The sequence below is a fragment of the Xanthobacter sp. DMC47 genome (assembly GCF_056313845.1).
The window spans coordinates 119,959-146,952 of the sequence record NZ_JBQUZM010000006.1 but is presented as its reverse complement, the minus strand read 5'-3'; the positions used below and the strand labels follow the sequence as shown (position 1 = coordinate 146,952).

Below are 26,994 nucleotides of genomic sequence, written 5' to 3'. Positions count from 1 at the left end.
TGAAGGATCGGGACCAGCAAGCCGGACCGGCCGAGGGCGGCCCGCTAGATCGTCACGCCGCGCCCGGCCATCCGCGTGCGGGCGGAAGAGATCAGCTCCGCAAGGCCGGTCTGGTCTCGGGCGGCGGTGTAGAGGGCGAAGAGCCCCATGCTCCCGGCCACGGAGATTCCGTTGATGCGGGTCAGGCCAACGCGCCAGAACTCAGCCGAGCGTGCCGCATACTCGGCTACTCGATCGGTTTCGGTGGCGGTCACCTCTTGATCCTGATTGGTCCGCATCCGCACTACACCGGTGACGGGATCGACCGACCACGCCACAGCGAACCAGTCATTGGCCGTTCCGGTGTTGGTGAGCACCTTTGCGGCGCCGGAGGGGGAAACCCAATTGGGATTGGCAAAAAGGGCCGGGCGGGGCGTCGTGGTGCCAGGGTCGCGAAAGAGCGAAACCGCAAGCGTGTTGGTATAGGAGGGGTCACCGGAGAGGTTCGGCACCGCGCCGCTGCGGTTGGCGAGCGCCGGGTAGAGGCCCGAGGCTGCAGCGGTCGTGCAGCGCAGCACCGCGACACCGGACATGGCCCCACCATAGGCGAAGGGCGGCGCCCACATGATGCCGTTGCCGGTTGTAAAGGCGATGCCCTCGGCCGAGCGGGTCGGGGAGGCCGAGCCGGAGAGAAGCGAGGCATTCGCCCCAGCCGCGGAGGAATCCACGGCCACGGACACCGCGTCGCCGACAGTCCCATCCTCGAAGAGGTAGAGCCCGGCGAGATCTTCGGACGGGAACCCGAGCGCCCGCGGCGTGAAGCGCGGCAGGCCGAGGCCGGAGAAGTCCGCCCCAGGGATGACAATCTTGAGCGGCATCGTCAGAACTCCGAATAGCCGACCGGCCAGCAGCCGGCGACGGAATAGTTGTTCGGCGGGTAGCGATTGCCGACGAGGCCCGCGATATTTTCGCCGGCATATTGTCCGCTGCCGCTGGTGTAGGAATAAAGGTCATAGGCGGGCATGTTTTCACTGTCCGCGATGTTGGAAACGCCGCCGAATACTGCGCTCGGGGCAATCCAGAACAGGCCATCGGTCGGGATATCGGCGAACGTCTCGACGTCGATGATGGTGTCGGCCACGATGGTCACGGACGCGATCGCGATGCTGACGTTGGCCGCCGTCGAAACCCGGATGCCCTTGGTCGCGAAGCTCGTGGGCGTGTTCACCACCAGAGCGTCCAGCCACTGGAGCGGCGGCGTCGGCACGTGGAAATGTACCCGCAGGAGGCGCGCCGTCACGCGCTCCACCGCAAGTGGAGACAGCGGGCGCCAGGCCCTGCCTTCGCCGATGGCCCGCGCCGCCGCCCGCCCCATGCACTGGCCGAACCAGCGCGAACCGTTGCTGTTGAGATGCCCGCTCTTGTCCGGCATCGGATAGACCGGGCCGGCGAGGATGACGGTCGCGGGGTTCTCCAGGGCATAATCCAGCTGCGCCATGCCCACGTGAAGGCCGGGCGCGCCGGCGCTGTCCGCGTCCTGTGTATAGGTCGCTCCGGTCTGGTAGAGCAGCAGCAGCGGCGCCTCGGCCTGCCCGGTGATGGCTTTGATGTCCGCCACCATGTCCGCATGCAGCTGGGCCAGCGCCGCCTTGTAGGCCACCCGCGTGGCCTTGGTGGAGCCCCACGTGGTGGCATAGTCGTATTCGCCCTGCATCCACATCACGGCGGTGACGACGTGGGTTTGAGAGGCGCCCGTCGCAGCGGCGTGGGCCTGCGTCACGGCGGAGATCAGGCGGTTGTAGCGGTTCGTCGCATCCTGCCCATTGACCTTGGAAAGCTGCTCGATCGTCTTGCCGCTCACCGCGGGGCAGACGACGTTGAAGGAGGGAGGGGCGCCGAGGCTGCGCCGCCCCAGCAGCCAGGCGAGCACATGGACCGCGCCGATGGCCGGGCTCTCACCCCGCGCCGCATCCCCCGGCGAGAGCGCAGCAACCTCCGCATCGGTGTAGACCGTCGTCGCGGCGCCCGCCCGAACCTTCGCCACCAACGGCTGGAAGCCTGTGGGCGAAAGCTGTGTGTAGGTGGTGCCGTCTTCCTCCTGCGGCCGCACATCGCCGCCCAGCATGGTGGCGCCGAAAAGCGCCGTCTTGCTCAGGGCAGGCCACGTCTCCTGCCCCGCGGCGAGGGACTGCCCATAAAGGACGATCGTATTGTGATCGGCCATGGGCAGCTGGATATCCGTCATCGGGATGTTCATCCACGCCGCCGCCGCCAGCTTGTTCCGCTGGTCGAGCGCCACGATGTCTTGGCCGGAGAGGGGCGAAGGGGCGAGATACAGGGTGTTGTCGTCGCCGACGCCCATGACGACATTGCCGCCTTCGTCGGTAATGGCCCAGTGATAGTTGGCCTCGGCGTGGAATTCATGCAGCAGTCCATCGCTGCCGGCGGGGCTTCCCAGCCGCAGCGAGCGCATGGCGCCAGACACGGCCCGGAGAAGCGGGAGGGCAAAGGTGCCGTCATCCAGCACAGCCGCCGCGCCGTTTCCGGCATCGTCTCCGATATAGGCGACAGGGGTTTCGCCGGCGCCGATCAGGTCATGCGGCGCCACGAGCCCCAGCGTGCTTTCCGACCCGATCAGCCCGCCGCCGATGCCACTGACGATCGCCCACAACGCCGCGATGGCGTCATAGACGCTGCCGGCATAGGCGTTCCCGTCGATATCGGTGTCGGGATATTTCGGGGGGTAGACGGGCGTCACCATGCCATCAACTCCAACTGAAATTTGCTTCGCCGCGCTGCCCCGGGGCGCCATCCTGAGAGCTGCCATCGCCGGGCAAGCCGGGGGCACCGACCGTCACCATCATCACCGTGCCGGGGAGGAGATCGCCGCGGGCGTAGGTCCGTTGGCGCCGCGCGCCACTGCCCGTGCCCGAGGTGAGGTAGTTTGTGCCCGAGATGGTTCGGAACGCGCCGGAAGCGCCGGCGCCGGGGGCTGTGCCCTGATTGCCGTTGCCGTTCGCCGTCACCGCCGCACCGCCGGTACCTGTGGTGCCGACCGCGTTGCCGCCGACGCCGGATGCCGTCGTGCCGGTGGGCGAACCGCCGGCATTGCCATTGGAGCCGGTGCCCGCCCCGGAGCCGACACCGCCAAGCCCGCCCGTCGTGGGGCTCGCCGGCACGGGTGACCCGCCCGCGACCATGCCGTCGAATGTGGTGTCGCCGCCCGCCGTGCCCGCCGGGAAGGTGCTGGAATTGGTGATGCCGTGCGACCCCGCCGAGCCGCCCACCAGCGTCACCGTCAGGCTGGTCTCGTAGTTCGGCACCACGAACCAGAAGGCGCCGTCATGGTCATAGGTGACGCTGCCAGGGGCATCAAAGGTGCCCGCAGCCGTGCGCACCAGATCCGGCGCCTCGTCAACAGCCGTAAGGGCAAACGTCAGGTCGTCGTCGCCGCGCTCGATATTGAAGATGAGGACGCGCACCGTCTCGCTGTCCACCGGCCCCCAATAGACCAGCGAGCCCTCATCGCCCTCGCCGACAGCGGGCACGGTCTGGATATCAAAGCCGGAGATCAGCGACACCGTGGCGTCGGGGATCGGCGTTTCCAGCGTCACCGTCTCGTGCCAGCCCATGCCTTCGGTGATGCGATGGGTGGAGAAGGTGCCATCCGCCCGGCGGATGACGATGCCGACAGGGCCAAGCACGCCCACATCCGAGAGGCTTTCCACCTCGCTCATGTCCGTGATGTCGCCGAAGGTCTCAGCCGTCACATAGACGCCGGCATCAAGCACAAGGCCTGTGATGTCGCCGCCCGAGACGATCTTGGACTTGATGCGGGCCGATCCGGCCTGCCGCGTGAGCACATCGTGGGTGAGGCCCACCAGCGAGCTACGGCGGCAGACAATCGCCTCCGCCGGGGCATTCCAGTAATAGAAGGTGGAGCGCTTTTCCCCCTGCGCCAGGTCGAAGGCCGCACGCGCCCGCACCTCTGGCGCGGTGACCAGCCCCTTATAGGTCACACCCTCGAGGTTGCTTCCCGTGGCGCCGGCGCGCATCACGACAAGCTGCTGATCCTCATAGTCGGCGGACTTATCCGGGTGGGTCACCCGGAACCCGTCCGGACGGCGTGGGAGGGCCTTTTCCCAGCGCAGCCCGGAGGAGTTGCGATAGGAGAAGATCTGCACCGGCGCCTCGGCCGAACGGTCCTTGTCCTCGTAGACGCCCCACACCTCGCTTTGTGCCGGCCGCGCATAGCCGCAGGCCGCCGCCATGGCAAGCGTATCCATCACGGAATCGCCCTGCACGATGGCGTTGCACTGGTAGCCTTCGGTGTCGCAGGTGGCGCGCCAGTCGTCGAGGCTATCCTCGTCGATCAGATCAAGGGGCAGCGGATCGGTGTTCAGATTGCCTGCGAGGGCGAAACGGTAATGGTGCGCCGGGTTGCTGGTGGTGATCCACGGTCCGTCCAGATCGGTGATGTCCGGCACATAGCCGGAGGCGAGGACCGAGATATTTTCGATCGCCCGGTTCTTTGCCCGCACCACGAGCTTGAAATCGCCGGGGAGGGGCGCCGGGTCTTCATCCCATTCCGACTGACATCGCAGCATGTAGGCGGAGCCGAACCAGTCGTCATCGTTGATGACCTGATAGACGCCCGTGTTGAGCCAGTATCCGAAGTAGTCATAGACGACACCGGTCAGAATGACCGTGTAGTTCGATGTGGTGAGCGTCGATTTGGAAACCAGCGCGCTCCGCCGAATGCGGATTTCATAGGTCGTCTTGGGGAACAGCTCCGGGTCAAGGTAGAACGTCGCGCTGTCGCTGGTGAGGTGGGTGTGCAGCACACCGGTCGTCGCGGTGTTGCCGGTCTGGAGCACGTTGACCGTCTTGGACGGATCGGAAAAATAGCTGTGCGCCGTGAGCCCGCCGAGGCCCGCGGGCGAAGCCGTCTGCACCGGCACCGAGCGGAAGGCGTAGACGAACCCTTTGTTCTCAGGCGGGCTCGGCACGGTCCCCGGCTCGGCGGTCCAGTCGAGGACGATCTCGCCCTTCTTCGGGTCCGTGCGGCGGGAGGAATACCAGAGCTCGGGAAGCACGGTCCAGGCGTCCGCCCCGCGCGGGCGGATTTCCACCCGCAAGGCCATCATCGCATAGCTGTTTTCACTGTCCGAGGCGGAGGAACCCAGCCCCTGCGGAAAGTCGAGGCGGATGCGGGCGCGGTCCGGCGCGCGGCGCGTCGCCACCGTCTGCCATGCGGGCACGTCCTGCGCGGGGTTGCTCTGGTGCTTCAGGCGGCGCTGGCTGTCGGGATTGAGCACATGGGGGCTCAATTCGACGGACGTGCCCGTGATCCGGCTTTGCTTGGTGATGAGCGTGAGCGGCGCGTCATCATCCCAGCCAGTGCGCACCTCATATTCGATATCGTCGGCATCTTCGATGCCGGCGTCGCCGATGCGGATGGCCTCATGCTTGTGCGGCCCAGCGAGCATGCACACGACCGTGACGAATTCGTCCTGATCGATGATCTCGTAACAGGCATCATTCACCAGCGGCGGGAATACGCGATAGGTGCCGATCACGCAGGGCAGCGCCTCGCCCGGGCCGATGATGTTGCCGGAGGCGGAAGCCGCTCCGCGGTTGTCCGCCTTGCGGGTGCGGGCGGTGTCCGTGGGCGCGGAGGTGAGTGCGCCGAGCGCCAGCGCTCCGGCGAGACCAACACCGAGCGCTAGAGCCTTGGCGCCGATGCCGGTGCCGAGGAAGGATAGGGCGCCGCCGGAGGCGAACAGGCCGCCGGTCAGCGCCGATCCGGTCGCCCCGGCCAGGAAGCCGCCAGCGATGCCCGCCGTGGCCAGCGTGAGCGCCAGCGCCGCCACGATGCCGATAATGGCCTTTCCGCCTCCCCCGCCGCCGTTGTCCCCGCCGCGCGGCGCCAGGTGCAACGTGACATAGGTGGGCAGGCCGGAGGCCGAGGGCTTCGGCCGCACCCAGCACCACAGCTCCCGCGGCACGAGGTGGCCACTGATACACACCTCGCCATAGCGTTCGAAGCCCGCCGGAAGGTCCGGCGTCGCGGCCACCAGTTCGCCAATGGTCGGCCCGTGCTCGGCATAGAACTGCCCATGCACGCCCATGAATGGGCCGCCATAGGCGACGGAATAGACGGGCGCGCCCTCGGGTGGGCGAACGTGCTTCACGCCAACACCTCGTGCCGATGAAGGGACAGCCGCCGCCAGCGGACTTGCGGCGAGCGGGCTACAGGAACGATGACGGCGGCTGTCGCCGCCTCCACGTGCAGGACGTTTCGGGTGTCGACCATCACACCCACGTGCAACATGCCCACGTGTCGGGGGCGCCCGTTCATCACCAGAACGTCGAAGGCGCGGGCCTCGCCGGCGACGGGGAGCCAGGGCGCCACGGCGCTGTCATCCCGGATGGTCCGGGTCACGCGCGCCAGATCGCGCGCGGAGATCTCGCCATAGGTCGGCAGGTCGATGCCCAGCACCTCGGCATAGACCAGCCGCACGAGGCCCCAGCAGTCGCACCCGGCCCGGGCGCGCCCGCCGTCAAGGAAGGGGATGCCGACATAGGGGTTCGCCCACCCGGCGGGAGCCGGGTGGCGCAAGGCCAGTGATGTCATCGGGTCACTGCCGGCGGCGGACCAGCAGCAGGATGAGACCCACGCCGCAGCCCCCACCGCCTAGCGTGGAAAGCCATACGGGTGCGCCCGCGTCCGCAAGCTCGCCGGCGATCATCGCTGCGAGCAGAACACCGCAACCCGCGACAAAGGAGAGCGCCGCACCCCTCACGGCGACACCACTTCCACGAACTTCTCGCCATCCCAGCGCATGGCCTTACCCTTGCGCTCCTCGTGGGTTTCCAGCGCCACCCGCATATAGGTGCGCCATTGCTCGGCCTGCGCTTCGTCCGCCGGCGGCCACGGCGTCTGCATCTGGTCGAGCCAGCAGATTTCGGCGAGGTTTTCCACGAAACGGGCGGGGAAGGGCATGGCAGGGGTCACCGTCGCTGCGGGTGGGAACGCGTTTCCGCGGTGACCACCACCAGCTTGATGGTCACCTCAGTCGGAGGCGCCTTGCCACTCGGGGCGCTCTCCCCGGGTCGCTCAAGAGCGGAACTGAGCCGATCCATAGAGCGAATCAAGCGGTCAATCTTGGTTTCGGCTTCGCCTTTAATTCCGCACATGTAGAGCCTCCTATCGATAAAGGGCCGGACACCGGTTCTGCGTCGCACGCCGGCCGGGATAGGTGTCTTGCGTGTAGTCCCAGCTCACGAGGTCGCCCGTGACCGCCAGGGCATTCACGGACACGTTCACAAGAAACAGGTGGTCGGCCTCATAGGCCGGCAGCGGCGTGCCAAGCGGCGTGCGCGGGTCGGCCGCTTCGTCGAACTCGCTGGAAGCGACGACACTGAGTTGCACGCGCGCCGGAGAGGTGATGGCCCGCAGGGCGTCGCCGATCTTTCGGTCGACGTTCTGCACCTCGATCTGTGTGCGCGGCCCCGCCTCGCCATCGGAGAGCAGGGCGAACTTGAACGGGAAGCCGATCCAGCGTTCGCCCTGCCACAGGTAGTCCACGCCATCGCTCGCGACCCGGATGGGGGTCGCGAGCGATGCATGGGAGATCGCGAGAAAGCCGATGAGGGCCACCCCGCTTTCCTGAAGATCGAGCACCCGCCGCAGCGACGAAGGAATGAGACGGCGCATCAGGGCATCTGCCGTAGCTGCACGGACACCTGCACCTTGCGGTTCGTGACCGTGCCGAGGCTCCATCCGGGCTTCGGATGGAACTTCCACCGGCTGGGCACCCCGGTGACCGGATGGTCAAAGGAGAAGGGCAAGGCGCCGCTCTTCAGGTCGCTGCGATACCAGGCCAGGAACACCGCATATTCTGCCTTGGTGAACATGAAGGTGCAGCTACTCGCCAGCGAGAACACCGTGCTGCGCCGGCGGTCGATGGTCGGCCCCACCTCAGGCTCGAAAGACACGGTGTTCGGGTTCGGCGTCTCCTGCCATGTGCCCTGCTCGGGCTGGCACGGGAGGGAGGCGGGCCAATCCACCATGTCAGCCCCTCCGCACCGGCGCCGGCGCCAGGGCATACCGCCCGCGCGCCGCGCCATCATATCCGCCGCCGGCGAAATCCTTGCGGGCCGCGTCGAGGAAGATACGCAGCACCGCCTGCCCGTTCGGCCCGCGCGTCGTCTCGGCCCGCGCCCCCGCCTGCACGCCGGTGTTGTTCACGACCTGCACCGACGTGCCGCCACCGAACCCGCCCGCCCGGGCCGGCAGGCCGCCGACAGAGCCGCCGGTGGCAAAGTGGGGCACATGCAAACTTCCGGAATTTATCGCCTCCAGCAGCTTTCGATAGCGGCGGGCCGGGGCCGCGCGAACGATGAATTCATCATTGGAAACCCATGCCGGGATGCTATCGGAGGTTCCCGTGCCAGGGCCAACAACCCGGCCGCCCGTCGCGGCCTTTACATAGGAGGCGCCAGACGTCCCGCCGACGCTTCCGCCGGTGGAGAAGCCGAAGCCGGAAAAGCCGATGCCCTCGAAAAGCTGCTTGAACAGCTGCTTGGAAATCATGTCGAGGAGCTGGTCGAGCATCCGCCCCAGCGCATCGGTCATGGCGTCGATGGCGCTTTCGCCCCGGCGGATGGCCGAAATGCTGGAAGACACGGAGGAGGCGAGGCCGTCCTGCACATCCTCCACCATCCGGTAGGATTCCCGAGCCTTGTCCACCTTCTCCGCCGCGCGAGCATAGGCCTCGGCCTGCGCATTGATCTGCGCCGTCAACTCCGGCGTGATCGTCTTGCCCGCATCCTTGGCGGCGTTCAGCAGCTCCTGCGCCGTCTTCGCCTTCTCGACCTCGAAGGTGGAGCGGCCCATGGTCTCGGCCTCAAGCTCCAGAGCCGCGGTTTTCTCGCGAATCTGTTTCGTCTCGCGCTCATAGGCATCGGCCCGGGCCTTGGATGCATCCTCCTCGGAGCCGATGACCGGGTAGTCAGCCGCCTTGATGGGCTTGGCGAGGTTACGGCTGGGATCGCTGCCGATGCCGCCGCTGCGCATGAGCGCCGCATTGTATTCGTTCGATTTTGCGACCGTATCCGAATAGTTGTAGCCCTTCAGCGCATCGGAAAGCTGTTGCTGCGGCGAGGGCTGGAACAAGGCGTTGAACTTCGTTCCGAGATTGAGCCCATTCTTGTTCACGTAGTCCTGAAGGTCCTTCAGCATCTTGAGGGCATCGATCACGAACTGGATTGCCGGCTCAAGCTCCCGCAGGCCATCGGCCATCGACGACAACTCGGACACAAAGGCCCGGGAAAAGCCGTTGGCCGCGTCGATCTCGCCGATAAGCTTGGTGACCGCGTTCTGCACGCGCGTGAAGGCCTGCGAGATGGTCGGCTCGGCATTGGCCGCCGCATCGCGGATGGTCTGCACCCCGGCCTGAAAGCCCTTGAAGAACGCGACGTTGGAAATCTCGCCGTCATTCACCAGCTGTTTCAGCTTGGAAACGCTGCCGCCCGCTTCCTCGATACCCGCCGCGACGGCCTGCAGGATGGGCCGGGCGCCCTCATTGATGGAATTGAATTCCTCGGCCTGCACGCGGGCGGAGCCCAGCAACTGCGAAAGCTGGAGCAGCGCGCCGGTCGCCTCGTCGGGCGAGGTGCCAGCGACGCGCAGGGCCATGGCAACGTCTTCCGAGAACTGGATCAGCTCGGAACTGCTGGCGCCCAACTCCTTCTGCGCCTGTGCCGCGCGGCCATAAAGGGTCGTCAGGGCCTCCAGCGGCACACCCTGCCGCTGGGCAGCGGCATAGAGCGCGTCAAGCGTGTCTTTGACGGCCGCACCGGAGAGGCCCGCCACCTTCAGCGAGTTGTTGGCCTTGGTCCAAGCGTCGGCATACTGGATCACCTCGCGCACGCCGAGGCCGACGCCCAGCACGCCGAGCGCCTGCCCTCCTACGCCGGAGAATGACCGCCCGATATTGCCCTGCATCTGGGCAAAGGTGCGCTCGACCTTCTTCGCCGTGGCCGCCGAACGACCTTCCGCACGCGCCAAGGCCTTTTCAAACTTTGCGGTCTGCGCCTCCAGTTGGACCGTCAGACGCTCAAGCTCGGTCGCCATTCGTCACCTCGCCGCCTCGCGCCGCCGCCCGCGCATCCAGCGCATCGCTTGCCGCGACCATCGCGTCATATTCGGCATCGCTGGGGGCCGAAGGGGCCGCGCCGCCCTGCGCCTTCTGCCAGCCATCCACATAAGCCCCGAACTGGAAGAGGCTCATGCCTCCAATGGCGTCGGGGGAGAGGCCGAGGATGGCGCCGGCTCCATAGACGGCGGAGGCGGAGAGACGCCCGTCTCCGCTTCCGCCTCGGCTTTTCCCGGCTGGCGCCCCTCCGCGTCCGGGGTGGACAGGGCAGCACCCACCACCATGGCGGCGATGGGCACGCATTCCAGCAGCGGGCGGGCCGGATAGGCGTAGCGCTGCACGAGGCGCAGCGCATCGGGCGCCGACATGCCGCCGCCAATGAGGCCCAGCCGCAGCGTCTCGTGGATGTCCTCCACCCGCCAGCTGGTGCCGCGCAGCCGCATGAACAGATCCATGGGGCCGGCGTTCGTCTTTTCCTGCAACTCGAGGAGCTGCGCCAGCGCCAGGCGGAACGTCTGGTCGCCGTCGCCGAAGGGCAGGACGATCCGGGCGTCGAAGGCCGCCATCAGACGGTCGCCGCCGTGAGGGGGCCATCCCCGGTGAGGGTGACGTCATAGGTCACCTTGTCGCCGTCCTCGCCGGTGATGTTGAACTCGGTGAGGTGGGCGGCGCCGCTGTAGCGCCGCACGGTCGCATCCGAGAAGGTGATGTCCACCTGCAGGTTCTTCGCCGTGTCGAGGTCAAAGAAGTCATCCCAGATGGCCACGTGCGCCTTCAGGATCTTGCCGGAGCCCGAGACCGCCCACGAGCGGGACAGCACCTCCTGTTCGGTCCACGGCACGGCGTCGAGGTCGTCACAGTCCGGGCTGGTGGAGGCGTTCACCTCCTTGGTGCGGTTGAGCCCGCGCGAGGTCATGGCGCAAGGCGCCGCGAAAACCTCCGGGCTGGCGCCGTCGCCCAGCTTCACCAGCATCTTGCGCCCCGAGGCGGAAATGCCCTGCGTCATCGTGAATGCTCCATTTTCGCCAGGGATTACGGCGCCTCTGTCAGCGCCCGGAAAGTGAGAACGGCGTGGGTGGTGCGGCCATCCGGATCGGCAAAAACGCGGCCGTCGCGATAGGCGATCTCCACCAGCACATGGCTGGCGCCGAGATCGAGATCGGCGAGGTGCAGGGCGGACCTAACGGCGGAATGAATGAGCCCCGCCCGCTGCCGCCCGCCCTCGCGCGTCCAAACGTCGATATCGAGGAACACCTCGCTTTCGTCCGTGCAGGCCGTGCCGGCATCCAGGGACTGATAGGAGGCGATGTTCACATAGGGCATCGCGGGCGCTTCGCCGGTAGGCAGCGCGCCGTAGACGCGCCCCTCCACCAGATCCGCCAGCGTCGCGTCGGAAAGAAGTGCCGCGACCACGGCGCCGACCAGCGGAACGTAAGGGTCGCTCATGACGCCGCCACCTTCTTCGCCGCCTTGGTGATGGCGCGCGACACCTTGGATTTCATCTTCTTCCGCTCTGCCCTGTAGGCCGGAAAGAAGAACGGTTGCGCCCGCGTGCCGGGATGGCGCGTGCCGGCAAACTTGCCTTTGTTCCGATGCGAGGCCGTGCCGAACTCCACCCAGCGCGCATAGAAGGCCTTGTCATTGCCGGCGAAGATGGTGAGGCGCATATCCTTTGCACCCCTGCGCGGCCGTGACTTGGCTATGACGATGGCGCCGCGGGGCGGCTCCCCCCACGTCCAACCGATGCTGTCGCGCAGGTCGCCATGTTCCACCGGCACAAGATGGCGCGCGAGGTTCACCACCTCCTGCGCCGCGTCTTCCATGGCCTTGCGGATTTCCTCTCTGGCGGCGTCCGGTATGGCCTTGAGCTTGCGGCGCAGGCTCGCGAGCCCCTTGATGGCCATCAGGCCGCGACCCCCGCGGTGCCCATCATCTTCAGCCAGGCGCGGGAGCCGTCCGGGTCCGCCGCCGGGCTGGTAAGGGCAAATACCTCACCGCTGCGCACGTCCACGGCGCGCCACGCGGCGGTGATGCGCCGGGTGGAGGTGGACCGCCGCACGGTGATCTCCACCGGCTGGAGGCCCGTCAGGCGGGCCGCCAGGACGGTTTCCGAGCCCATGCGAGCAAACACCTCGGCCGACACCGTGAACTCCTCCTGCCAGCCATCCTCCACTTCGTTGAGCGCGTTGCTCGCCGGGGCGGGGCTTTCGAAGCGGAGGCGGCGGGTCATGGCGCCGGCGGACGGCATGGCGAGGCCGATCAGGCCGAGTTGCCGAGGATGGCGACCTGATAGGTGGCCGCCGCCGAGCCCGAGCCGTTCAGGATCTTGAGGATATCGCCAGTGGATGCCGTCACCGGCCACCCCGTCTTCGGCGCGCACAGCACCAGCGTTCCGCCGGGCTTGACGGCCACGGTGTGGGTGGCGCCGCCGAAAGGCCCGGTGAAGGTGTTGGAGGCCGCCCCGCCCACCACGATATCGGCGGAATTGGTGAGTGCCGCCTTGACGACGATCGCGCGTACCTTGGCGAAAGTGATCGCCGCGCCGGCGGAATCGGTGAGGCCGCCGGCGAGGTCGAGGCTGTCGGCGGAACTGGCGGAAAGAGTACGCTCATCGGACCAGATGCGGTCGGCCTTGAAGTCCGTGAGACCGTCGACGAACGCGGTGTTGAGGCCCACCTCGTGCGTGATGACACGTCCGGTCGGGCCGTCCACCACGTGCTCGCGCCCCTTGATGCCCCCATAGATGTCGGCGGTGATGGTCATCGGCGGTGATCCTCAGGTTTCGGGACAAGGATTGCGGCACCCGCCGCGATGGCATCTTCGGAGCACCGGCGCCGCACCAGCAGCACGGAGCCCGCGGAAAACTGGATGGTGACGCGCCCGCCACGCTCCGGCGGGCTCCAGGGAAACGGCGCAAGAAACCGCACCCAGGGCATCAGACGCCGCGCCGGTAATTGCAGAGCAGACTGTCGACAGTGGTCCAGGTGCCAGATGGTTCCGGCTCGCGACTGGCGAAGGCGTCGCTGACCCACAACAGCATGGCATGATGGACGGGCTCGGGGGTCGCGACGAAACCCGCGGAGAGGGTGAGCGTGATCTGTGAGCCCGGCTGGATCGAGGGCCAGGATGCGCCATAGACAGGGATGACGGCGGGCTCGATGCCATCTTCGTCATCACTCACAAGCTCGTAGGTTTCTTCAGGAACCACTTGCGGAGCGCCGTCCGGATCGATGTAGCCGATGGACGCGATGGCGGTGACGGGAGCCACAGGCAGGCGGGATAAATCGGAGAAGGTGTCGCTGGTCATGACCACGGCACGGGTGCCGAAGTAGAGGCCGCAGACTTTCTCGACGTGGCGCCGCGCGGTCGTGATGAGCAGGTCGAGCTTGCCGTCAAACTCGGTTTCGTCCGCGAGCAGATTGCATTGCTCGCGCGCCTGCTCGATTGAGACGGGTTCCGCCGGCGATGCGACGGAGACGAAGCGCCACATCAGCCCGCGGCCTTCGCCTTGGCGGCCTCGATCTCGGACTTCAGCCGGGCGATGCCCCAGCGCTTGTCCACATCGACACCGAGGGCTTCGGCTTCCGCCTGCAGCTCCGCCTTGTCGTCAGCTTCGTTGGCCTCTCCGGCCGGGACGGCGGAGGCCTCACCTTCACCCGCGGGCTGGTCAGCGGGGTCAGCACCTTCGCCCCCCACACCGCTCCGCACCTCGCCCATCGGCACCTGCACAGTGGTCTCGGCGCCGGCGGCGATCACCACCGCATAATCGGCCTGCACGAGCCGCGTCGCCTCTTCGTCGCCGAAGCGCTCGGTGACGTCGCCGGGCGACAGGGCGAAATCCACCCCCGCCATGCTCACCAGCATTCTGACTTTCATGGGATCAACCTCCGGGAGGATCGGCGGGCACCGAAGCGCCCGCCGCCTGCGTCACGCCTGAATGAGGTGCTTGACGGCGGCGGTGTCGCCCAGCTCGCCGTCGAAACGGATCAGGCCGGCAATGCCGAGGTCCGGCCAGAAGCGCTCGCGCATGACGCCGATGACGGGCGAGCCAACCTTGCGGACGAAATACTTGCCGAAGTCGCCGAACAGCATGGTCTTGTTGCCGGTGGCGATGGACGCCATGGCCTGGTTGATGGAGTAGGGGTAGCCAAGCAGGGAGCCGGGCTGGCCCTTACTGACATCGCCCATCTGCCAGAGGTAGTTGCCCTGCCCATCCTTCAGCTTGCGGATGGCGGCGAGGGTCGCATCGTTGAACATGAACCGGGCTTTCGGGGACTGGCGATAGGCCGGGTCCACCGAATGCAGCAGGTCGATGATCTCATCGGAGGCGATGGCCGAGGCCGAGGCCGCGGTCTTGCCCAGCGTGGAGGCGGTGACGATGCCATTCGGCGCCGAGGAGCCGGTGCCCGTGGTGAGCTGGCTGTTGGCGATGCGGCCGAGGCGTTCGCCCAGGAGGCCGGCGAGGAGCGTCTCGACGTTGAAGATGCTGTCCTGCGCCAGCTCGAAGGACCAGCGCACGAACTGCGTGTCGAAAACGTAGCTGTCGAGAGACTTCTGCCCGAAGGTCACATCCTTCGCGCCGGTGTCGGTGAGCGCGGTGCCCTCCGTGTGCGCGACAGCGGTGACGCTGGTGTCATCCGTGGTCGGAATCTTGATGGGGTTGCCGGAAGCCGTGTTCAGCTCGGTGCAGATCGCCTCGTCGTACATCGGCCCCCACGCCTTCATCGAAATGATGATCTGCGAGGAAAGCTCGGTCGGCACGGTGTAGCCGCCCGCCGTCGACGTGCCGACCGACTGGGCACGGAATTCGTTCTGCGCGGTCACATCGGCGCCGCCCCGCAGAATGGCCCGCTCTTCCGCCGAAAGTTCGGACGGGTCGCCGCCAGCGCGGATCATGCGATGGAACACCTCCCGATAGGTCGGCGCCTCGGCATCCTCCTGCCCACGGGCCTCGCCGCCGTCTCGGGCGTGGGGGCGCTGGCGGGCGCGGGCCTCCTCCTGCTTCTTCTCCAGCCCGGCGATGTGCTCCTCGCGCTCGATCTGCTTGCCGATCCGGTCATATTCGGCCATCGCGGCGTCATGTTGGGATTCCAGCTCCCGCGTGCGGGCTTCGTCCGCACCATCGATCTGGCCCAGACGCTCGCGGGCTTCGGACACGATGGTGGCCTGCTTCTCACGCAGTTCCTTAATGCGATTGGACATCGCTCAGCTCCTCAAGATGTTCGGGGTGCTTGGGCGCGGGCCGATGGCCTCAGGCCTTACTCCTCGCCCGCAGATGCAGGTCGAGGGTGACTTTCATGCCGACGCGGCGGGCGGCGGCATTGAAATTGTGCTGGCGTCGCTCCTGCCGGGCGGCCTCAAGGCTGCGCAGCGCGACCGACGTACCGTCATATGCGGGCTCGGACACCACCGAAACTTCGTAGAGCTCGGCAGTGATGATGGTGCGCAGGGGAACCTTCAGGGTTTCATCCCACTCTTCGCGCGTGGCGCGGAACCGGAACGACATGCCCGTCACGTCGCCGCGACGGATCAACTCCTGAACGTCGTTCCCGTCGCTCGTGGCCGGGAGGTCGATCTCGGTCGCGAGCCCCTTGGCATCCTCCTTTAGCCGCAGGGTGCCCGCCGAGGAGCGGCCCAGCACGCGGCCGGTGTCATGATCGAAATAGGCCCGCACGTCCGCCGTCTTCAGGGTCTCGGTGAAGGCGCCGGGCGCGAACTTCTCCCGGAAGAAGCCGCCAATGTCGGCCTCCTGATTGAACACCGCCGCGTAGCCCGCAACGATGCGTCCGGAGCCCTCGGCCCGGAATTCGACCGGGGCGACAAGCGCGCGCTTTTCAGGCCCCATTGCCCTGTCCTTTCTGTGCCTGCGGATCGGCCGGAGCCGGCGCCTGCGGCGCCCCGGCGGGTGACGAGGGAGCCGTGGTTCCGAGCGGCACAGTCGCCCCCTGCAGGAGCAGATTGTTGCCTTCGGGATGGGCCGGAAGGTCCTCAAGGGCGCGCACCTCGTTCGGCGTGCGCACCGCGTTCTGGATCGATGTGGCATAGCCGGTCATGCGGGAGGCGAAGTCGCCGCGCAACAGCCCATCCAGATTGTGTTTCACGTAACGGCCATTGTTCATGCGGCCGAACACCTTGAGGTTCATCTCGCCTTCCAGCGCCGCCGCCCACTGGCCGATAAGGTGCTTCACAAGGTGCAGATCCTGCTGTTCCGCGTTCGTGAACGTGGCGCGGCTGAGGTCCTGCAGAAACACCGGGGGCAGCTGATAGGCCCGCGCGATTTCCTCGATCTGGAACCGCCGCGCCTCCACCATCTGCCCCTTGGACGGGTCGAAGCCGACAGGCTTCAGCTCATGACCGGGCGGGAGCGGGAAGAGGGGCTTTTCGCTACTCTTCGCCTCGTCGATCGAGCGATGCACATCCGCCAGGGCACGCTTCATGCCGTCTCGGCCTTCGGGGAGCGGTCCGACAAGGGCGAGAGGCGGGACACCGCCGCCGGCAAAGAAGTTGCTGCCGTAGCTGTTCATGGCCAAGGCGAGCTGGATGGCCTTGCCGGCCATGGCGATCGGCCCGTAGTGCTTCAGCCCGCAGGACCGCAGCATGAACGGCACGTCGATCACGTCCGCCGCGGGATATTCCTTATCCTCGAAACGATAGACCGTCTTGCCGGCTGCGCGCTTCACCGTCGTCTTGCGCGGGTCCATCGGCCAAAAGGCCTCAAGGCCCGGACCATTCCGCTCGATCCAGGCGAGGCCACGCCCGCCGGTGAACACCTGCTGCCAGAACCATTGCCGGAACTTGAAGGAGTCCATCTCCGGATTGGGGTTCTCGTGCACGACGATGGCGAGCTTGCCCTCGAGCTTCTCCGGCCCATTCTTGGTGCGGCGATAGGGATGCAGCGGGATGGCCGCCAGCGTGCGCGAGAGGAACGCCACCGCCGCCCACACCGCCGGCACCGTAAGGGCGCTGTCGATGGACACCGCCGGGAGGTTCACCGAGCTGACGCCGAAGAACGCGAGGAAGTTCTCGGCGCTCACCGGGATGGTCGGATTTTCGATGGTTGCGCTCATGCAGCCCTCAAGCTGAAGTCCGGATCATCCCAGGGCGACGCGGGCGGTCGGTTGTCGTCGCCGGCCATCGCCAGCCCCGCGGCCATGACGCCGGCGACGATGCCGTCGATCTTTTCCGCTGACGATTTCTTCGCCGGCATGAAATTCATGTTCTCGTCGAAGCGGACTTGCGCGTTCCCGGCCATCCACCGCAGGACAGGGTGGCCGCCGTGGTCCAGATCGCCGGCATAGACGAGCCGCTCGAAATGCCGGCTGGGCTCTCCGAGGGTGCGAATGCCTTGCCGCATCTCCACCATCATGGCGGGGTCCATCCCTTCCGCCACCATGTCCGTGTAGAGCTTCCGGGCGTTCCACGGATCGAAGCCGACACCGGCCACGTCATAGACCCCAAGGCCCTCCTGCAGGGCCTTCATGACGAACGACTGGTCGACGTAATCGCCCGGTGTGGTGGAGAGAGCGCCCGAGGCCGCCCACCGGTCATAGGGCACGCGATCGTTCTTCACCCGGGCATCGACCGTCGCTTCCGGCACCCAAAAACGGGCGGCGAGCCGCCATGCGCTGTCTTGCTCGCACGGCGGGAAGAGCCATAGGAGGCAGGTCACGTCCTGCGTCGATGATACGTCGAGGGCGCCGAACGCGCGGCGGCCCTTGAGCATCTCGCATTCAGGATCGGCGTAGTGGCGCCAGGCGAGCGGGTCGCTGGCGCAGGCGTCCCACTTTTCGATGTTGAGCCAGCGGGCCGTGGCCTCCACCCACTGGTTGAGGTGGTAGCGCCGGAAATCAGCCTCGGCGCGCGGATTGTCCTTCGCGAGCTGCGCCTCGCGACGCAGGAACGCGATGGTGGGCGAGCGGCCGAGCGAAGGGTTCGGCTTCCGCCACACATTTTCGTCCCGCCAGTCCGCATCCGCATCGGCCGCGAACACCACCACCAGCGTGGAAGGGTCCTCGATCCGGCCATCGAGAATGGCGAGGCTTTCCTCCCACAGCCGCCAGCCTGTCTCATTGGACTTGAGACCGGCCGTCGATGCGTAAAGCTCGATCGGCTGCAGGCGCGTGCCCGTGCCCTGCCGCAGAAACGTCATCACGTCAGTGGAGCGCCACTCGTGCATCTCGTCACCGAGAATGACGGACGGCGCCATGCCGTGCTTGCCCTCCGCCTTGCCGGTGAGCAGCTCGAACTTCGATTGGGTCTGCTGCACCCAAAGCGAGGATTTGTAAGCCTTGATCGGCTTCTGCAAGAGCGGGGAGAAGGCCGCCATCACCTTCATCTTGTTGAAGGCGATGCGGGCCTGTTTCTCGTCGCGGGCGAAGACGTACCCTTCGCCGCCGAACACGCCGTCTACCGCATAGAACAGCAGCGCGAGGGCCGCGAGAAACTCGCTCTTGCCGTTCTTGCGGGGGACCCAAAGCATCAGCCTACGGAACAGGCGGGCATGCTCAAATCGGACGGCCCCCGTGTCTTCGTCTGCAACTTCGACGGGACCCTTCCACCCGACAAGAAGACGGACGATGACTTCCTGCCACTCGATCAGGGCGAACGGCTTTCCGGCAAATCGGTCGCTCGTCAGCCGGAACACAGTCGGCCAGATGCGGACAGCCGAATCGGCCTTCGCCGCGTCGAACCACGCGCCGGGGACCGCTGCGGCACGGCGCCAGGCGATGCGCGCCCACTCGTACCCGAGTTCGTCAGCGGCGTGGCGGAGCCATTCCGGCTCGGCGACAACCCGGGCGCCGCCACCCGGCGGCTTCGCTGCCACGGGCGACCGCGCCGCACCTGCGGCGGCGTCCATCAAGGCCCTCGTCAGTTGGTGCGCGACCCCGGCGGGGGCGTATCGAAGCGGCCGAGCAACCCGATCGCATCATCGGGCGCAGGCACCTCAGGCTGGGTCGACGCGGCAGACTGGTCCGCGTCGGGACGCGCGGGGTCTCCGAACAGTCCCCGTCCGTTCGGCAGCTCGGCATGGCTGCGGAACAGGTTCGCCCTGTCGAGGGGTGTCAGGCCGAACCGCTTGGACATCTCGAACATGATCTTGGATGCCGCCTCGCGCCGGTCGACCGAAGGATTGACCCTCGGCATCAGGTCGCCGGAAACGGTCTTCACGTTCCGCGAATATCCAGTCTTGGCGATGTCTTCATTGGCCTCGGCCCACTCGCCAACCGCGACGCAGAACAGCGCGAAGGTGAAGCGGTCCAAGGCCTCGAACAGGTGCAGCTTGGCTAGCTTCGGCACGTAGTCCCGCCACACCGCCAGCGCCGCCCCGAAGCGCTCATCCATGAAGCGGGGAGGGGACAGCGCACTGTCGCCGTCGCCGGGCGCCGCCGCCAGAAGTTCGGCGAGGTGTCGCTGCCGCTCGATCGCCTTGTCGACCTTCGTCTTGCGCCGGCCGGGATACCCTTTCGCCGCCTCGATCTCGGGCGGGTCGCCGCGTCGTCCGCGCGCCATGGTCCGCCTCCATCAAGTGGCTGGGACAAAAAAACATTACCGTCAATTACGCGCCGAAAAACGCGATGCTGGGCCGCCGGTCCGGCGTTCGACGGGGCCAGAGATTTGACCCACCCCCCCCATGCCACACGAGATCGAAATCTTGCGCCAGTGAGGCCCTACTAGGACACTCAGTAGTCCGCGCCCAGCAGGGGCAGGCCGAGGCGCTGGGCGAGGGCGTCGAGGGCGGCGCGGCCCCTTCGCTCTACCGATTGCTTGAACCCGTCGTGGCACTCCTTGCACGACGAGCACCACCATTCGGAACGCCAGAACGTGCCGGGGAACTGGCGCTGTGGATACAGGTGATCGACGCAAGTGGCGACGCGCACCACCTCCACCAGCTGGCAGTAGACGCACAGCGGTTGCCGCTGCAGGTGGGCCTTGGCCGCCTTGTCCCATGCCGAGGTGTAGCCGCGTTCACGAGCCGAGCCGCGATGCCGGTCATATTCGCGATTGAGTTCCACCCGCTCACGGACGTGACCGGGCCGGAACAGCCGAGGGCGATGTGTCAGAAAGGCGCTCCAAGCTGGCGCACTCCGGGTGACTGCAGATGCAGTCACTCCGGTTCGTCGACCGTACGCGGCGGAGGTGATGTACCCCGGGAGGCCATCCTGCCCCTTCCGCCGATCCGCCCCACTATCCTGCCATGGCCTTGGTGTAGGAGGCCGAGGAGGTGGGGCACTCCACAGAGGTGGAGCGACCGAATATAGAGATTGACACAACCATGATTTGCCGGCCCGCGTCAATCCTTTCCACGACGCCGGGGAAGCCTGCGAACGGACCTTCCTTGATCATCACAACCTCACCCACAAGGAAGCCTCCCGAAGCCTGCCGCTTGTCCGTCACCTCGGAGGCCTCAGGCATCCAATAGCCGTCGCGGGTGCAGGCCTCGCGCAACAGGTCCATTACCTTGTCCGCGATGGGCAACACGGCCCCGTCCTGCCGCCGGGCCACGGAGATCACGCCGCCGGTGCGCTGGAGCCGGTAGAGGGAATGTCCCTCCAGCAGCTCCACGAAGATGTAGCCGGGGAACCGGGCCACCTTCTTGGACCGGCGCCGCATGCGGCCATTCCGGAACACCTCCTCATCGTCCATCTGCCACGGGGCGAACACCCGGAAGCCGGCGCGCGAAAGCTCGAACTCCGCATCGAACTCGCGCCCCTCGAACGTGCAAACGGAAACCCATCTCGTGCTCATCGCGCCACCCTCGGCCTTGCCAATGTCAGGTCCAGGGTCACCGCCATGCCGGGGCGGCCGTCCGGGGCAGCGCGGGGAGGGGCGATGCATGGGCGCGCCGTGACAAGCCCCGCTCCCTCGCCAGATCATCCGCGCCGCCGTCCCCTTTGCGCCCCACCTGCCCCACCTCTCCCAAGAAGAAAGAACAAGGTGGGGCGCACTCAAACCGTTGGCATCACTTGAACTGCCCCACCTGTCCCACCTGTCCCACCTAAAATCGCCTGCCATAAATTCCCATCATCCCGACAGGGGCAGGTCGTGCGCGCGCGTACACACGCGCGAGGATCAAGGTGGGACAGGTGGGGCAGGTGGGGCGCGCCCTTGCGCAGCAACGGTTTGCGAGCGCCCCACCTTTCGGGCGCGTCCCACCTCAGGTGGGGCGCCGTCAGGATCACGGCAGCGGATCATCGGCATAATCCGCCTCCCGCTCATCCTCGCGGCTCCAGCCGACATCCTGCCCAAGGTCCGCCTCTATGGCATCGCGGCATGCCGCGAGCGGCGGCAGCTGGTAGCACCAGACGCGCTTGGACACGCCAGGGGCATAGTCGATGATGCGTTTTACCCGGGCGATGCCCGGCACGAGCTTCTGCATCTTGATGCCGAAGGCCGTCATCTCGCTCTTGCGGCGCACGCCCACCTTCTCGGCCACGGCGATGTAGTCATCGAACAGCGTCACAATGGGGATCACGTTGACCCATTTTTCGCCGCCCGAAGTGGTGGCGCCGGCCATCACCCGCTCAAACCACCAGCTATCCACGCTGTCGAGGGAGCGCAGCTTCTGCTCAAGGAGCGCGCCCGTGCGCGGAATCTTGCGCAAGTCCACCTGTGACAGGTCGAAGGTGAGCAGATCGTGCAGCAGAGCCTCGCGCCCGCCATTGGCAAGCTCGGCATCCATCTCGCGGAAGTAATCGGTGTTCTGTGCGCAGCGTGGGTTCACGTCGAGCACACAGAAGCGCCGTTCATCCTTGCCCGCCGGCACCACCCAATCTTCGTTGGAGGTCATCAGCAGGCGCACGAAATTGTCGAGCCGGATAGGGTCGATGCCCTTGGCCTCGATCATCTGGAATTTCGACGTGACGAGGCCCTTGAGCCGTCCTTCGGCCGCCTTGTCGCCCGCCCACACCGCCTCCTCGGCCTGCAGCAGCAGACAGCTCGCCATGTGGGCGTTGAATTGCCCCGTGACATAGCGGGGGTCATCCACGGCGAAATAGTGGGCTTGGAAGAGCGAGCCGACCACCTCGCCCACCTTTGTCTTGCCGGTGCCCATCTTGCCGCGCATCACCAGCGCCGTGCCCACCCGCTCGCGCGGGCGTTGCACCAGATGGGCAAACCAGCCGAACACCCATTGGAACAGCGTCTCATCGCCCTCGCAGACGTTGTTCAGCAGGTGGTCCCGGAAGATGTCATAGGAGCCGCCCGCCTTCGGCGTCACGGTGAACCCGCGCCAGAGGTTGAGATAGCCCGGCGTGCTCGCCGCCCCGTCCGGATTGGGGAAGAACTCCATTCCGGCATAGGAGCGCCGGCGCGGATGGGTGTGCCAGCGCTTGCCCCAGGTCATGCCCTTCACCTTGCCGTCCGGCGTGACGATTTCGGTGTAGGTGTTGGCGAACCAGCTCATGAAGGCGTCAAGCGCGACGATGCGCAGCCGATCCTCCACCGGCCCGGATGGCTGTTCCTTCGCCACCACGGCCTTCGACCCCATGAGCAAGAGCGCATAGGATTCGTTCATATCGTCCACATCGAAGCCGAGAGGGCGCGCGCCGCGAACCTCCTCTCCCTCCTGCCAGGAGCGCCCGTCATCGGGGCCGCCTTCGTCGTCATCAGCCGCGGGAGCGGGGGCCTCGGCCGCAAAATCCGATGCCGCTCCCTCGCCCGGGGCGGCATGTTCCGGCTGGGATAGCCCAGCGGCTGCCGCCTGCACGATGGCAAGCACGGCCTCCGGCCCGGAGGCCGGCAGCTGGGGAACGTCCGTCATGCCGCGCCCCTCAGCACATCGTTGAAATCCCGCCCCGGCGGCGCCCATGCCACGGCGACTTTCCGCCCCTCGCGGGCATGGCGCCGCATCGCGCGCTCAATGGCCCATTGCGTCGCCACGGGCTCGCTGTCGCCATCACCCAGCAAGAGCAGGTCGCTCACGCTCTCCGGCACGAACATGGCGGGGCTGGCGAAATCCGGCTCCGGCCCGGGCACGCGCGGCGCGCGCATCCGCCCCAGCTTGTCGGCCACCTTCAGCGAGGGGTGCGCCAGCGTCTCGGTCGCACGCCCGCACAGGTTGCCGAGATCGACACCGGAGACGAAAGCCATGTCCGGCGCCACCAGGCCCTTGGCATCCATGGCGGTCCACACCGAAAGAACGGTCTCGATCCCCTCCGCCGCGAACATGCGTCGCGGTGTTCCGTCTCCCGCCTTGACCAGCAGGATGGCGCCGCCTTGCTTGGACCCGCGCACCTTCTTTGAGGGCAGCAGCTCGCCCGTCTCAGGGTCGACCCATTCGGCCTTCCCCTTGGGCTTGCTCAAGTCGATCCACGTGATGTGGAGGCCGAAGAAGAAGCCGAGCGGGTCCGTAATGGCGGCGACCATAGCCGGGCCGCGGCCCAGCTCATTCATGGCCTGCCGGCCATCTTCCAGGGTGGCGGAACCATGAAAATATGGGACCGAGGACGCATAACGCAGCGCCGATGTGGGCGGGGTCGTGATGCCGCGCAGGGCGAGATACTGCTCTGCCGCGGTTCCCCGCAGCGGGCGCGCCGCCCTCCAGATCCCATAGAGCCGATGCCGCTCGCGCTCGCGGAAGGTGGCGGCATCCTTGTCCCGCTCGGCCGCCCTGCGCCGCCGCTCTTCCTCGCGCGCAGCAAGCTCCTCGAGGCTCGCCCGCGTGCCCTCGCCGCGCGGCGGCGGGCGGCCGGTCAGATCCTCGCACGCGGCGAGGAAGTCGGCCCCGTCGAGGTACTGCACCAGCGAAATCGCATCGCCGCCCCGACCGCTCCCGCGGCAGTGGAAGACATTCTTGCGGATGCTCACGCCGAACCGGTCCGTTCCGCCGCAGACGGGGCACGGCCCCACCAGCTCGGTCCCGGACCGCTTCAGGCGAATGCCGCGCCGGTCGATCACCTCGAGCACCGACACGGCCCGCGCGTCGGAAGCCCAGGCGGCGAAATCGGAGGAGGGCGCGCGGCTCATGCCAACCCCCAATAGAGCGTGCTCCTCTCGACATTCTGACAAGCATTCGGCAGCTTGGCAGAATGGATGTGAGAAGCTGGAACGCACTCGCCTTGCTGGCTGCGGGGTCCTTGCTTGGGGCCGCCCTTGGCGGATCTTTGGCTGCCGGCCCCCCGGCTCTGTCCGAGGTCGCAGCCTTTCTCAAAACGTGGCAGCCGCTCACAGCAAGCGTAATCGCTGCTTGCATAGCCGCTGTGACTATAAGGATAACGCTTGCCCAAAACGCAAGCGTGCGAGCCGTGTCCGCCCATAAACTCACTGCCGATGCGACAGAACAGTTCGTGGCAGAACTTGTGGTAATCGATGATATCGAGCGCAAGCTTTTGCAGATTAACCAGTTTGCCAAAACGTCTCCGGATTTTGACTGGTCGTCCGAAAAACAAGACGCTTGGTTCGATGGAATCCGTTTGGCCGCTGCTGAACTGGACGATGCAGCTAAAGAACTCGGACCGTACATCAATCGCAACCCGCTCGGGTCGCCGACAAATCCCAGCCGAACGGTCTTTAGCCTTTCGTTGAAGGAAGTATCTGACGGGGTATCCAAATGGAGATCCGATAATTGGAGTTTTTTGGACTCCAAGATATCGACCGATGAATCGAAGCGCAGAGACGAGATAGCCCGCCTTGTCATCCACAATGCAATTCAAAGTACCGTCAATCATAAGCTGGAAATCAAGCGGATAGTGCGTGATGGGCGCGCAAAGCTGAGGTCTCTGGAAGACATCATCATCCGATGAGGCGATTTCCGATGCCAAATTGTCACGACCGTTACTTGCATCACAGCTAGATGTGTCCGGGCTCACCTCGCCGCATTCGCAGTGCCACATGAGGACGGACCAGACGCCGTGCGTCGGGCCGAGGTCGCGCACGACCATCCAGCCCCGCGCCATGAAGTCGAAGGCGTCCGCATGGCGCACATAGCGGAACAGGCCGGTGCGGATCATTCGGCAGCCTCGCGGTCAAATAGCGGTCCAGCACCAAGACCCCTGTCAGCGCCCGAATGAGCGGCGCGCCCCACCTCGCCCATCCATTCGCTCTCAATCCGACGGCGTGCCATGGCGGCATAGTCGGGGTTGAGTTCGATCAGGGCGGCGCGCCGGCCCATCCGCGCAGCGACCAGCGCCGTGGTGCCGCTGCCTCCGAAGGGATCGAGCACGAGGCCAGCCGGCGGGCACCCGGCGGCGATGCAGCGGGCGGCAAGCTCCGGCGGGAAGGTGGCGAAGTGGGCGTCGGAGAAGGCCTTCGTCGCCATCGGCCAGACCACGAGCGGCGCGGGCTCGTAATTGCGCAGAAACCGACCCTCGCCGCGGCCAAGGTCCGCGAGGCCCGTGTGGTTGATGCCGCCCTCGTGGCGCGGGGTGAGGCCGCGCCGCGTCTCCGCAGCTTCCCAACGCTCATTGAAGCCATCATGGCAGCGGGAATGGCCCGATTGCTTGTCGTTGCGCTTCCCGGCCTCGCGGCCATTCCGATGGAATTTTCCATGCCCGCCAGCGCTGGTGTCCCAACCGTCTGGCATCTTCTGAGAACTGCCGTCCCAAGAACCCTGCCGCACCGCCTCGGCATCGTAATAGGCGCCGATCCGGGACCAGCGGGCCGCCTCTCGCGACGGGTCCGTCACCAGAGGGCAGCGCTCGCTCAGGTCCGGGAAGAACGAAATCTCGCCCGTGTCGCGCGCGCGGTACACCTCGCCATCGTCTGACTTGGTGAGAAGGAAGATTTTCTCGTGCGCGGTGCTGGGGCGATAGGCGCCGGACGAGTCCGGCATGGGATTGGTCTTGCCCCACACGATTTCCGAGCGAACCCACCAGCCGTCATCCTGCAGGGCGATGGCAAGGCGGTTCGGCACCATGCAGAGATCCTTGGGCTTCAGGTAGCCGCCAGTGACCGGCCCGACCGTCGAGAAAGGCTTGTCCCGGAAGGTGCGGTCATCCGTGCCCGCCGCCTTGGTGTCGGCCGCGCTGCGCCCGTTCGGGGCCGTGGCGTAGCAATCGCCATAGTTGATCCAGAGCGTGCCTGTCGGCTTCAGCACCCGCCGCACGAGGGCGAACACCTCCAACATCACCGCCAGGTGCTCGCCGAGCGTCGCCTCAAGGCCGATCTGCCCTTCGACGCCATAATCGCGCAGCCCCCAATAGGGCGGGCTGGTGACGACGCAATCCACGCTGTCAAGCGGCATCACGGCACCGCCCGAAGACTGGCGACAGGGGCGCCGGCGGGCGTGGCGCCCTCGGCGCGGATGCGGGCGCAGGCCGCGCGCATCTCCCGGATGGCCGTTTCCTGCTGTGAAAGGGTGCGGTCGATCTGTTCCGCCTCGGCCGGGGTGATGGTGTGATCGGCAAGGGCCATGGCGATCTGCGCGGCCGTGTCGGCCGAATGGCGCATAAGGGTGCTGTAGCGATCGAGCACCGAGGCCGCGCCCGCCGTGGCCACCTCATCGGACAGGCGCCGACCGTGCGCCTCGGCCATCACGCCGGTGATGTAGGGCACGCCGCAATCCTGTTCGAGCGCCATGGCCGCCGGCAGGTCGATGATGTCCGGCTGCCCCACGCCTTGGCAGCGGGAAATCTGGCTCTTGCTCAGGCCGGTGATGACGCCGGCACGCTCCACCCCGCCGCAGGCGGTGATGGCGTCCCGGGTCGCTGCCTTGAGGCGGAGGAGAAAGTGTTCGGAGACGGGCCGCTCGGCCATGGTGAAATCTCCCTCATATTGCAGGCAAAGCCTTCCCGTTGCGGGAAAAGCGGTATCGCTTTCCCGGTGCGGGAATGGTCGGTTTCGTGGTTTCGTCGGCCCCGTCAGATCACGGCGGAGACGCCTCCCCGTTGAGCAGGAAAGGCAGGGCGATGACCCT

The 26,994-nt window shown here is 66.6% G+C and carries 29 protein-coding genes; all 29 read right to left on the bottom strand.

Annotated elements, in window-relative coordinates; genetic code table 11:
* Positions 1–44 precede the first annotated feature (44 nt).
* The 29 genes from ACT54R_RS22805 to ACT54R_RS22665 all read right to left on the bottom strand — a co-directional run bounded on the left by ACT54R_RS22805 (position 45) and on the right by ACT54R_RS22665 (position 26,834).
* On the bottom strand, positions 45–857 hold the full coding sequence (locus tag ACT54R_RS22805) for a hypothetical protein (protein ID WP_476330544.1): 813 nt from the start codon (positions 855–857) through the stop codon (positions 45–47).
* A 2-nt stretch (positions 858–859) separates the two neighbouring features.
* Positions 860–2,740 carry a sialate O-acetylesterase gene (locus tag ACT54R_RS22800; protein WP_476330541.1) on the bottom strand — a complete coding sequence of 627 codons (1,881 nt, stop codon included), beginning with the start codon at positions 2,738–2,740 and terminating at the stop codon, positions 860–862.
* Between the two features lie 4 nt (positions 2,741–2,744).
* On the bottom strand, positions 2,745–6,173 hold the full coding sequence (locus ACT54R_RS22795; RefSeq protein ID WP_476330538.1) for a hypothetical protein: 3,429 nt from the start codon (positions 6,171–6,173) through the stop codon (positions 2,745–2,747).
* Positions 6,170–6,616, bottom strand: a complete 447-nt coding sequence (locus ACT54R_RS22790; RefSeq protein ID WP_476330535.1) for an NlpC/P60 family protein — start codon at positions 6,614–6,616, stop codon at positions 6,170–6,172. The genes ACT54R_RS22795 and ACT54R_RS22790 overlap by 4 nt, the downstream gene beginning before the upstream one ends.
* Before the next feature lie 165 nt (positions 6,617–6,781).
* Positions 6,782–6,985 carry a hypothetical protein gene (locus tag ACT54R_RS22785; RefSeq protein WP_476330532.1) on the bottom strand — a complete coding sequence of 68 codons (204 nt, stop codon included), beginning with the start codon at positions 6,983–6,985 and terminating at the stop codon, positions 6,782–6,784.
* A 204-nt stretch (positions 6,986–7,189) separates the two neighbouring features.
* Positions 7,190–7,699, bottom strand: coding sequence for a DUF1833 family protein (locus tag ACT54R_RS22780; protein ID WP_476330529.1), 510 nt, complete (start codon positions 7,697–7,699; stop codon positions 7,190–7,192).
* Positions 7,699–8,055, bottom strand: coding sequence for a hypothetical protein (locus tag ACT54R_RS22775; RefSeq protein ID WP_476330526.1), 357 nt, complete (start codon positions 8,053–8,055; stop codon positions 7,699–7,701). The genes ACT54R_RS22780 and ACT54R_RS22775 overlap by 1 nt, the downstream gene beginning before the upstream one ends.
* A gap of 1 nt (position 8,056) precedes the next feature.
* On the bottom strand, positions 8,057–10,120 hold the full coding sequence (locus tag ACT54R_RS22770; RefSeq protein WP_476330523.1) for a tape measure protein: 2,064 nt from the start codon (positions 10,118–10,120) through the stop codon (positions 8,057–8,059).
* Entirely contained in the window at positions 10,104–10,277 is a 174-nt protein-coding gene (locus ACT54R_RS22765) for a hypothetical protein (RefSeq protein WP_394105729.1), read from the bottom strand. The genes ACT54R_RS22770 and ACT54R_RS22765 overlap by 17 nt, the downstream gene beginning before the upstream one ends.
* Positions 10,274–10,708, bottom strand: coding sequence for a gene transfer agent family protein (locus tag ACT54R_RS22760; RefSeq protein WP_394105730.1), 435 nt, complete (start codon positions 10,706–10,708; stop codon positions 10,274–10,276). Before ACT54R_RS22760 ends, ACT54R_RS22765 begins: the two co-directional genes overlap by 4 nt.
* Positions 10,708–11,148 carry a phage tail tube protein gene (locus ACT54R_RS22755; RefSeq protein ID WP_394101886.1) on the bottom strand — a complete coding sequence of 147 codons (441 nt, stop codon included), beginning with the start codon at positions 11,146–11,148 and terminating at the stop codon, positions 10,708–10,710. The genes ACT54R_RS22760 and ACT54R_RS22755 overlap by 1 nt, the downstream gene beginning before the upstream one ends.
* Positions 11,149–11,174: 26 nt before the next feature.
* Positions 11,175–11,588, bottom strand: a complete 414-nt coding sequence (locus tag ACT54R_RS22750) for a DUF3168 domain-containing protein (RefSeq protein ID WP_476330520.1) — start codon at positions 11,586–11,588, stop codon at positions 11,175–11,177.
* Entirely contained in the window at positions 11,585–12,046 is a 462-nt protein-coding gene (locus tag ACT54R_RS22745) for an HK97-gp10 family putative phage morphogenesis protein (RefSeq protein ID WP_476330517.1), read from the bottom strand. Before ACT54R_RS22745 ends, ACT54R_RS22750 begins: the two co-directional genes overlap by 4 nt.
* Complete coding sequence (locus ACT54R_RS22740) at positions 12,046–12,372, bottom strand: head-tail adaptor protein (RefSeq protein WP_476306431.1); 327 nt, start codon at positions 12,370–12,372, stop codon at positions 12,046–12,048. The genes ACT54R_RS22745 and ACT54R_RS22740 overlap by 1 nt, the downstream gene beginning before the upstream one ends.
* 29 nt (positions 12,373–12,401) lie before the next feature.
* Complete coding sequence (locus ACT54R_RS22735) at positions 12,402–12,905, bottom strand: hypothetical protein (protein ID WP_476330514.1); 504 nt, start codon at positions 12,903–12,905, stop codon at positions 12,402–12,404.
* A 172-nt stretch (positions 12,906–13,077) separates the two neighbouring features.
* Complete coding sequence (locus ACT54R_RS22730) at positions 13,078–13,632, bottom strand: head-tail connector protein (RefSeq protein WP_476330511.1); 555 nt, start codon at positions 13,630–13,632, stop codon at positions 13,078–13,080.
* Positions 13,632–14,018, bottom strand: coding sequence for a hypothetical protein (locus tag ACT54R_RS22725; RefSeq protein WP_476330508.1), 387 nt, complete (start codon positions 14,016–14,018; stop codon positions 13,632–13,634). The genes ACT54R_RS22730 and ACT54R_RS22725 overlap by 1 nt, the downstream gene beginning before the upstream one ends.
* 51 nt (positions 14,019–14,069) lie before the next feature.
* Positions 14,070–15,344: a phage major capsid protein gene (locus tag ACT54R_RS22720; RefSeq protein WP_476330505.1), complete on the bottom strand. Its 1,275-nt coding sequence runs from the start codon at positions 15,342–15,344 to the stop codon at positions 14,070–14,072.
* Positions 15,345–15,393: 49 nt separating this feature from the next.
* Entirely contained in the window at positions 15,394–15,987 is a 594-nt protein-coding gene (locus tag ACT54R_RS22715; RefSeq protein WP_476330502.1) for an HK97 family phage prohead protease, read from the bottom strand.
* Positions 15,977–17,209 carry a phage portal protein gene (locus tag ACT54R_RS22710; RefSeq protein ID WP_476330499.1) on the bottom strand — a complete coding sequence of 411 codons (1,233 nt, stop codon included), beginning with the start codon at positions 17,207–17,209 and terminating at the stop codon, positions 15,977–15,979. The genes ACT54R_RS22715 and ACT54R_RS22710 overlap by 11 nt, the downstream gene beginning before the upstream one ends.
* On the bottom strand, positions 17,206–18,999 hold the full coding sequence (locus tag ACT54R_RS22705) for a terminase large subunit (protein WP_476330495.1): 1,794 nt from the start codon (positions 18,997–18,999) through the stop codon (positions 17,206–17,208). Before ACT54R_RS22705 ends, ACT54R_RS22710 begins: the two co-directional genes overlap by 4 nt.
* An 11-nt stretch (positions 19,000–19,010) precedes the next feature.
* Positions 19,011–19,652 (bottom strand): P27 family phage terminase small subunit, encoded by a 642-nt coding sequence (locus ACT54R_RS22700; RefSeq protein WP_476330492.1) that lies wholly within the window; start codon positions 19,650–19,652, stop codon positions 19,011–19,013.
* A 170-nt stretch (positions 19,653–19,822) separates the two neighbouring features.
* Positions 19,823–20,155, bottom strand: a complete 333-nt coding sequence (locus tag ACT54R_RS22695) for a hypothetical protein (protein WP_476330489.1) — start codon at positions 20,153–20,155, stop codon at positions 19,823–19,825.
* 172 nt (positions 20,156–20,327) lie between these two features.
* A complete protein-coding gene (nusG, locus tag ACT54R_RS22690; RefSeq protein WP_476330485.1) occupies positions 20,328–20,888 on the bottom strand; it encodes a transcription termination/antitermination protein NusG in 561 nt (186 codons plus the stop codon).
* Between the two features lie 430 nt (positions 20,889–21,318).
* Entirely contained in the window at positions 21,319–22,902 is a 1,584-nt protein-coding gene (locus ACT54R_RS22685) for a DUF5906 domain-containing protein (protein WP_476330482.1), read from the bottom strand.
* Positions 22,899–24,107: a DUF7146 domain-containing protein gene (locus ACT54R_RS22680; protein ID WP_476330479.1), complete on the bottom strand. Its 1,209-nt coding sequence runs from the start codon at positions 24,105–24,107 to the stop codon at positions 22,899–22,901. Before ACT54R_RS22680 ends, ACT54R_RS22685 begins: the two co-directional genes overlap by 4 nt.
* Complete coding sequence (locus ACT54R_RS22675; protein ID WP_476330476.1) at positions 24,104–25,090, bottom strand: hypothetical protein; 987 nt, start codon at positions 25,088–25,090, stop codon at positions 24,104–24,106. The genes ACT54R_RS22680 and ACT54R_RS22675 overlap by 4 nt, the downstream gene beginning before the upstream one ends.
* Positions 25,087–26,322 (bottom strand): DNA-methyltransferase, encoded by a 1,236-nt coding sequence (locus tag ACT54R_RS22670; RefSeq protein WP_476330472.1) that lies wholly within the window; start codon positions 26,320–26,322, stop codon positions 25,087–25,089. The genes ACT54R_RS22675 and ACT54R_RS22670 overlap by 4 nt, the downstream gene beginning before the upstream one ends.
* Complete coding sequence (locus ACT54R_RS22665) at positions 26,322–26,834, bottom strand: hypothetical protein (RefSeq protein ID WP_476330467.1); 513 nt, start codon at positions 26,832–26,834, stop codon at positions 26,322–26,324. The genes ACT54R_RS22670 and ACT54R_RS22665 overlap by 1 nt, the downstream gene beginning before the upstream one ends.
* Positions 26,835–26,994 lie beyond the last annotated feature (160 nt).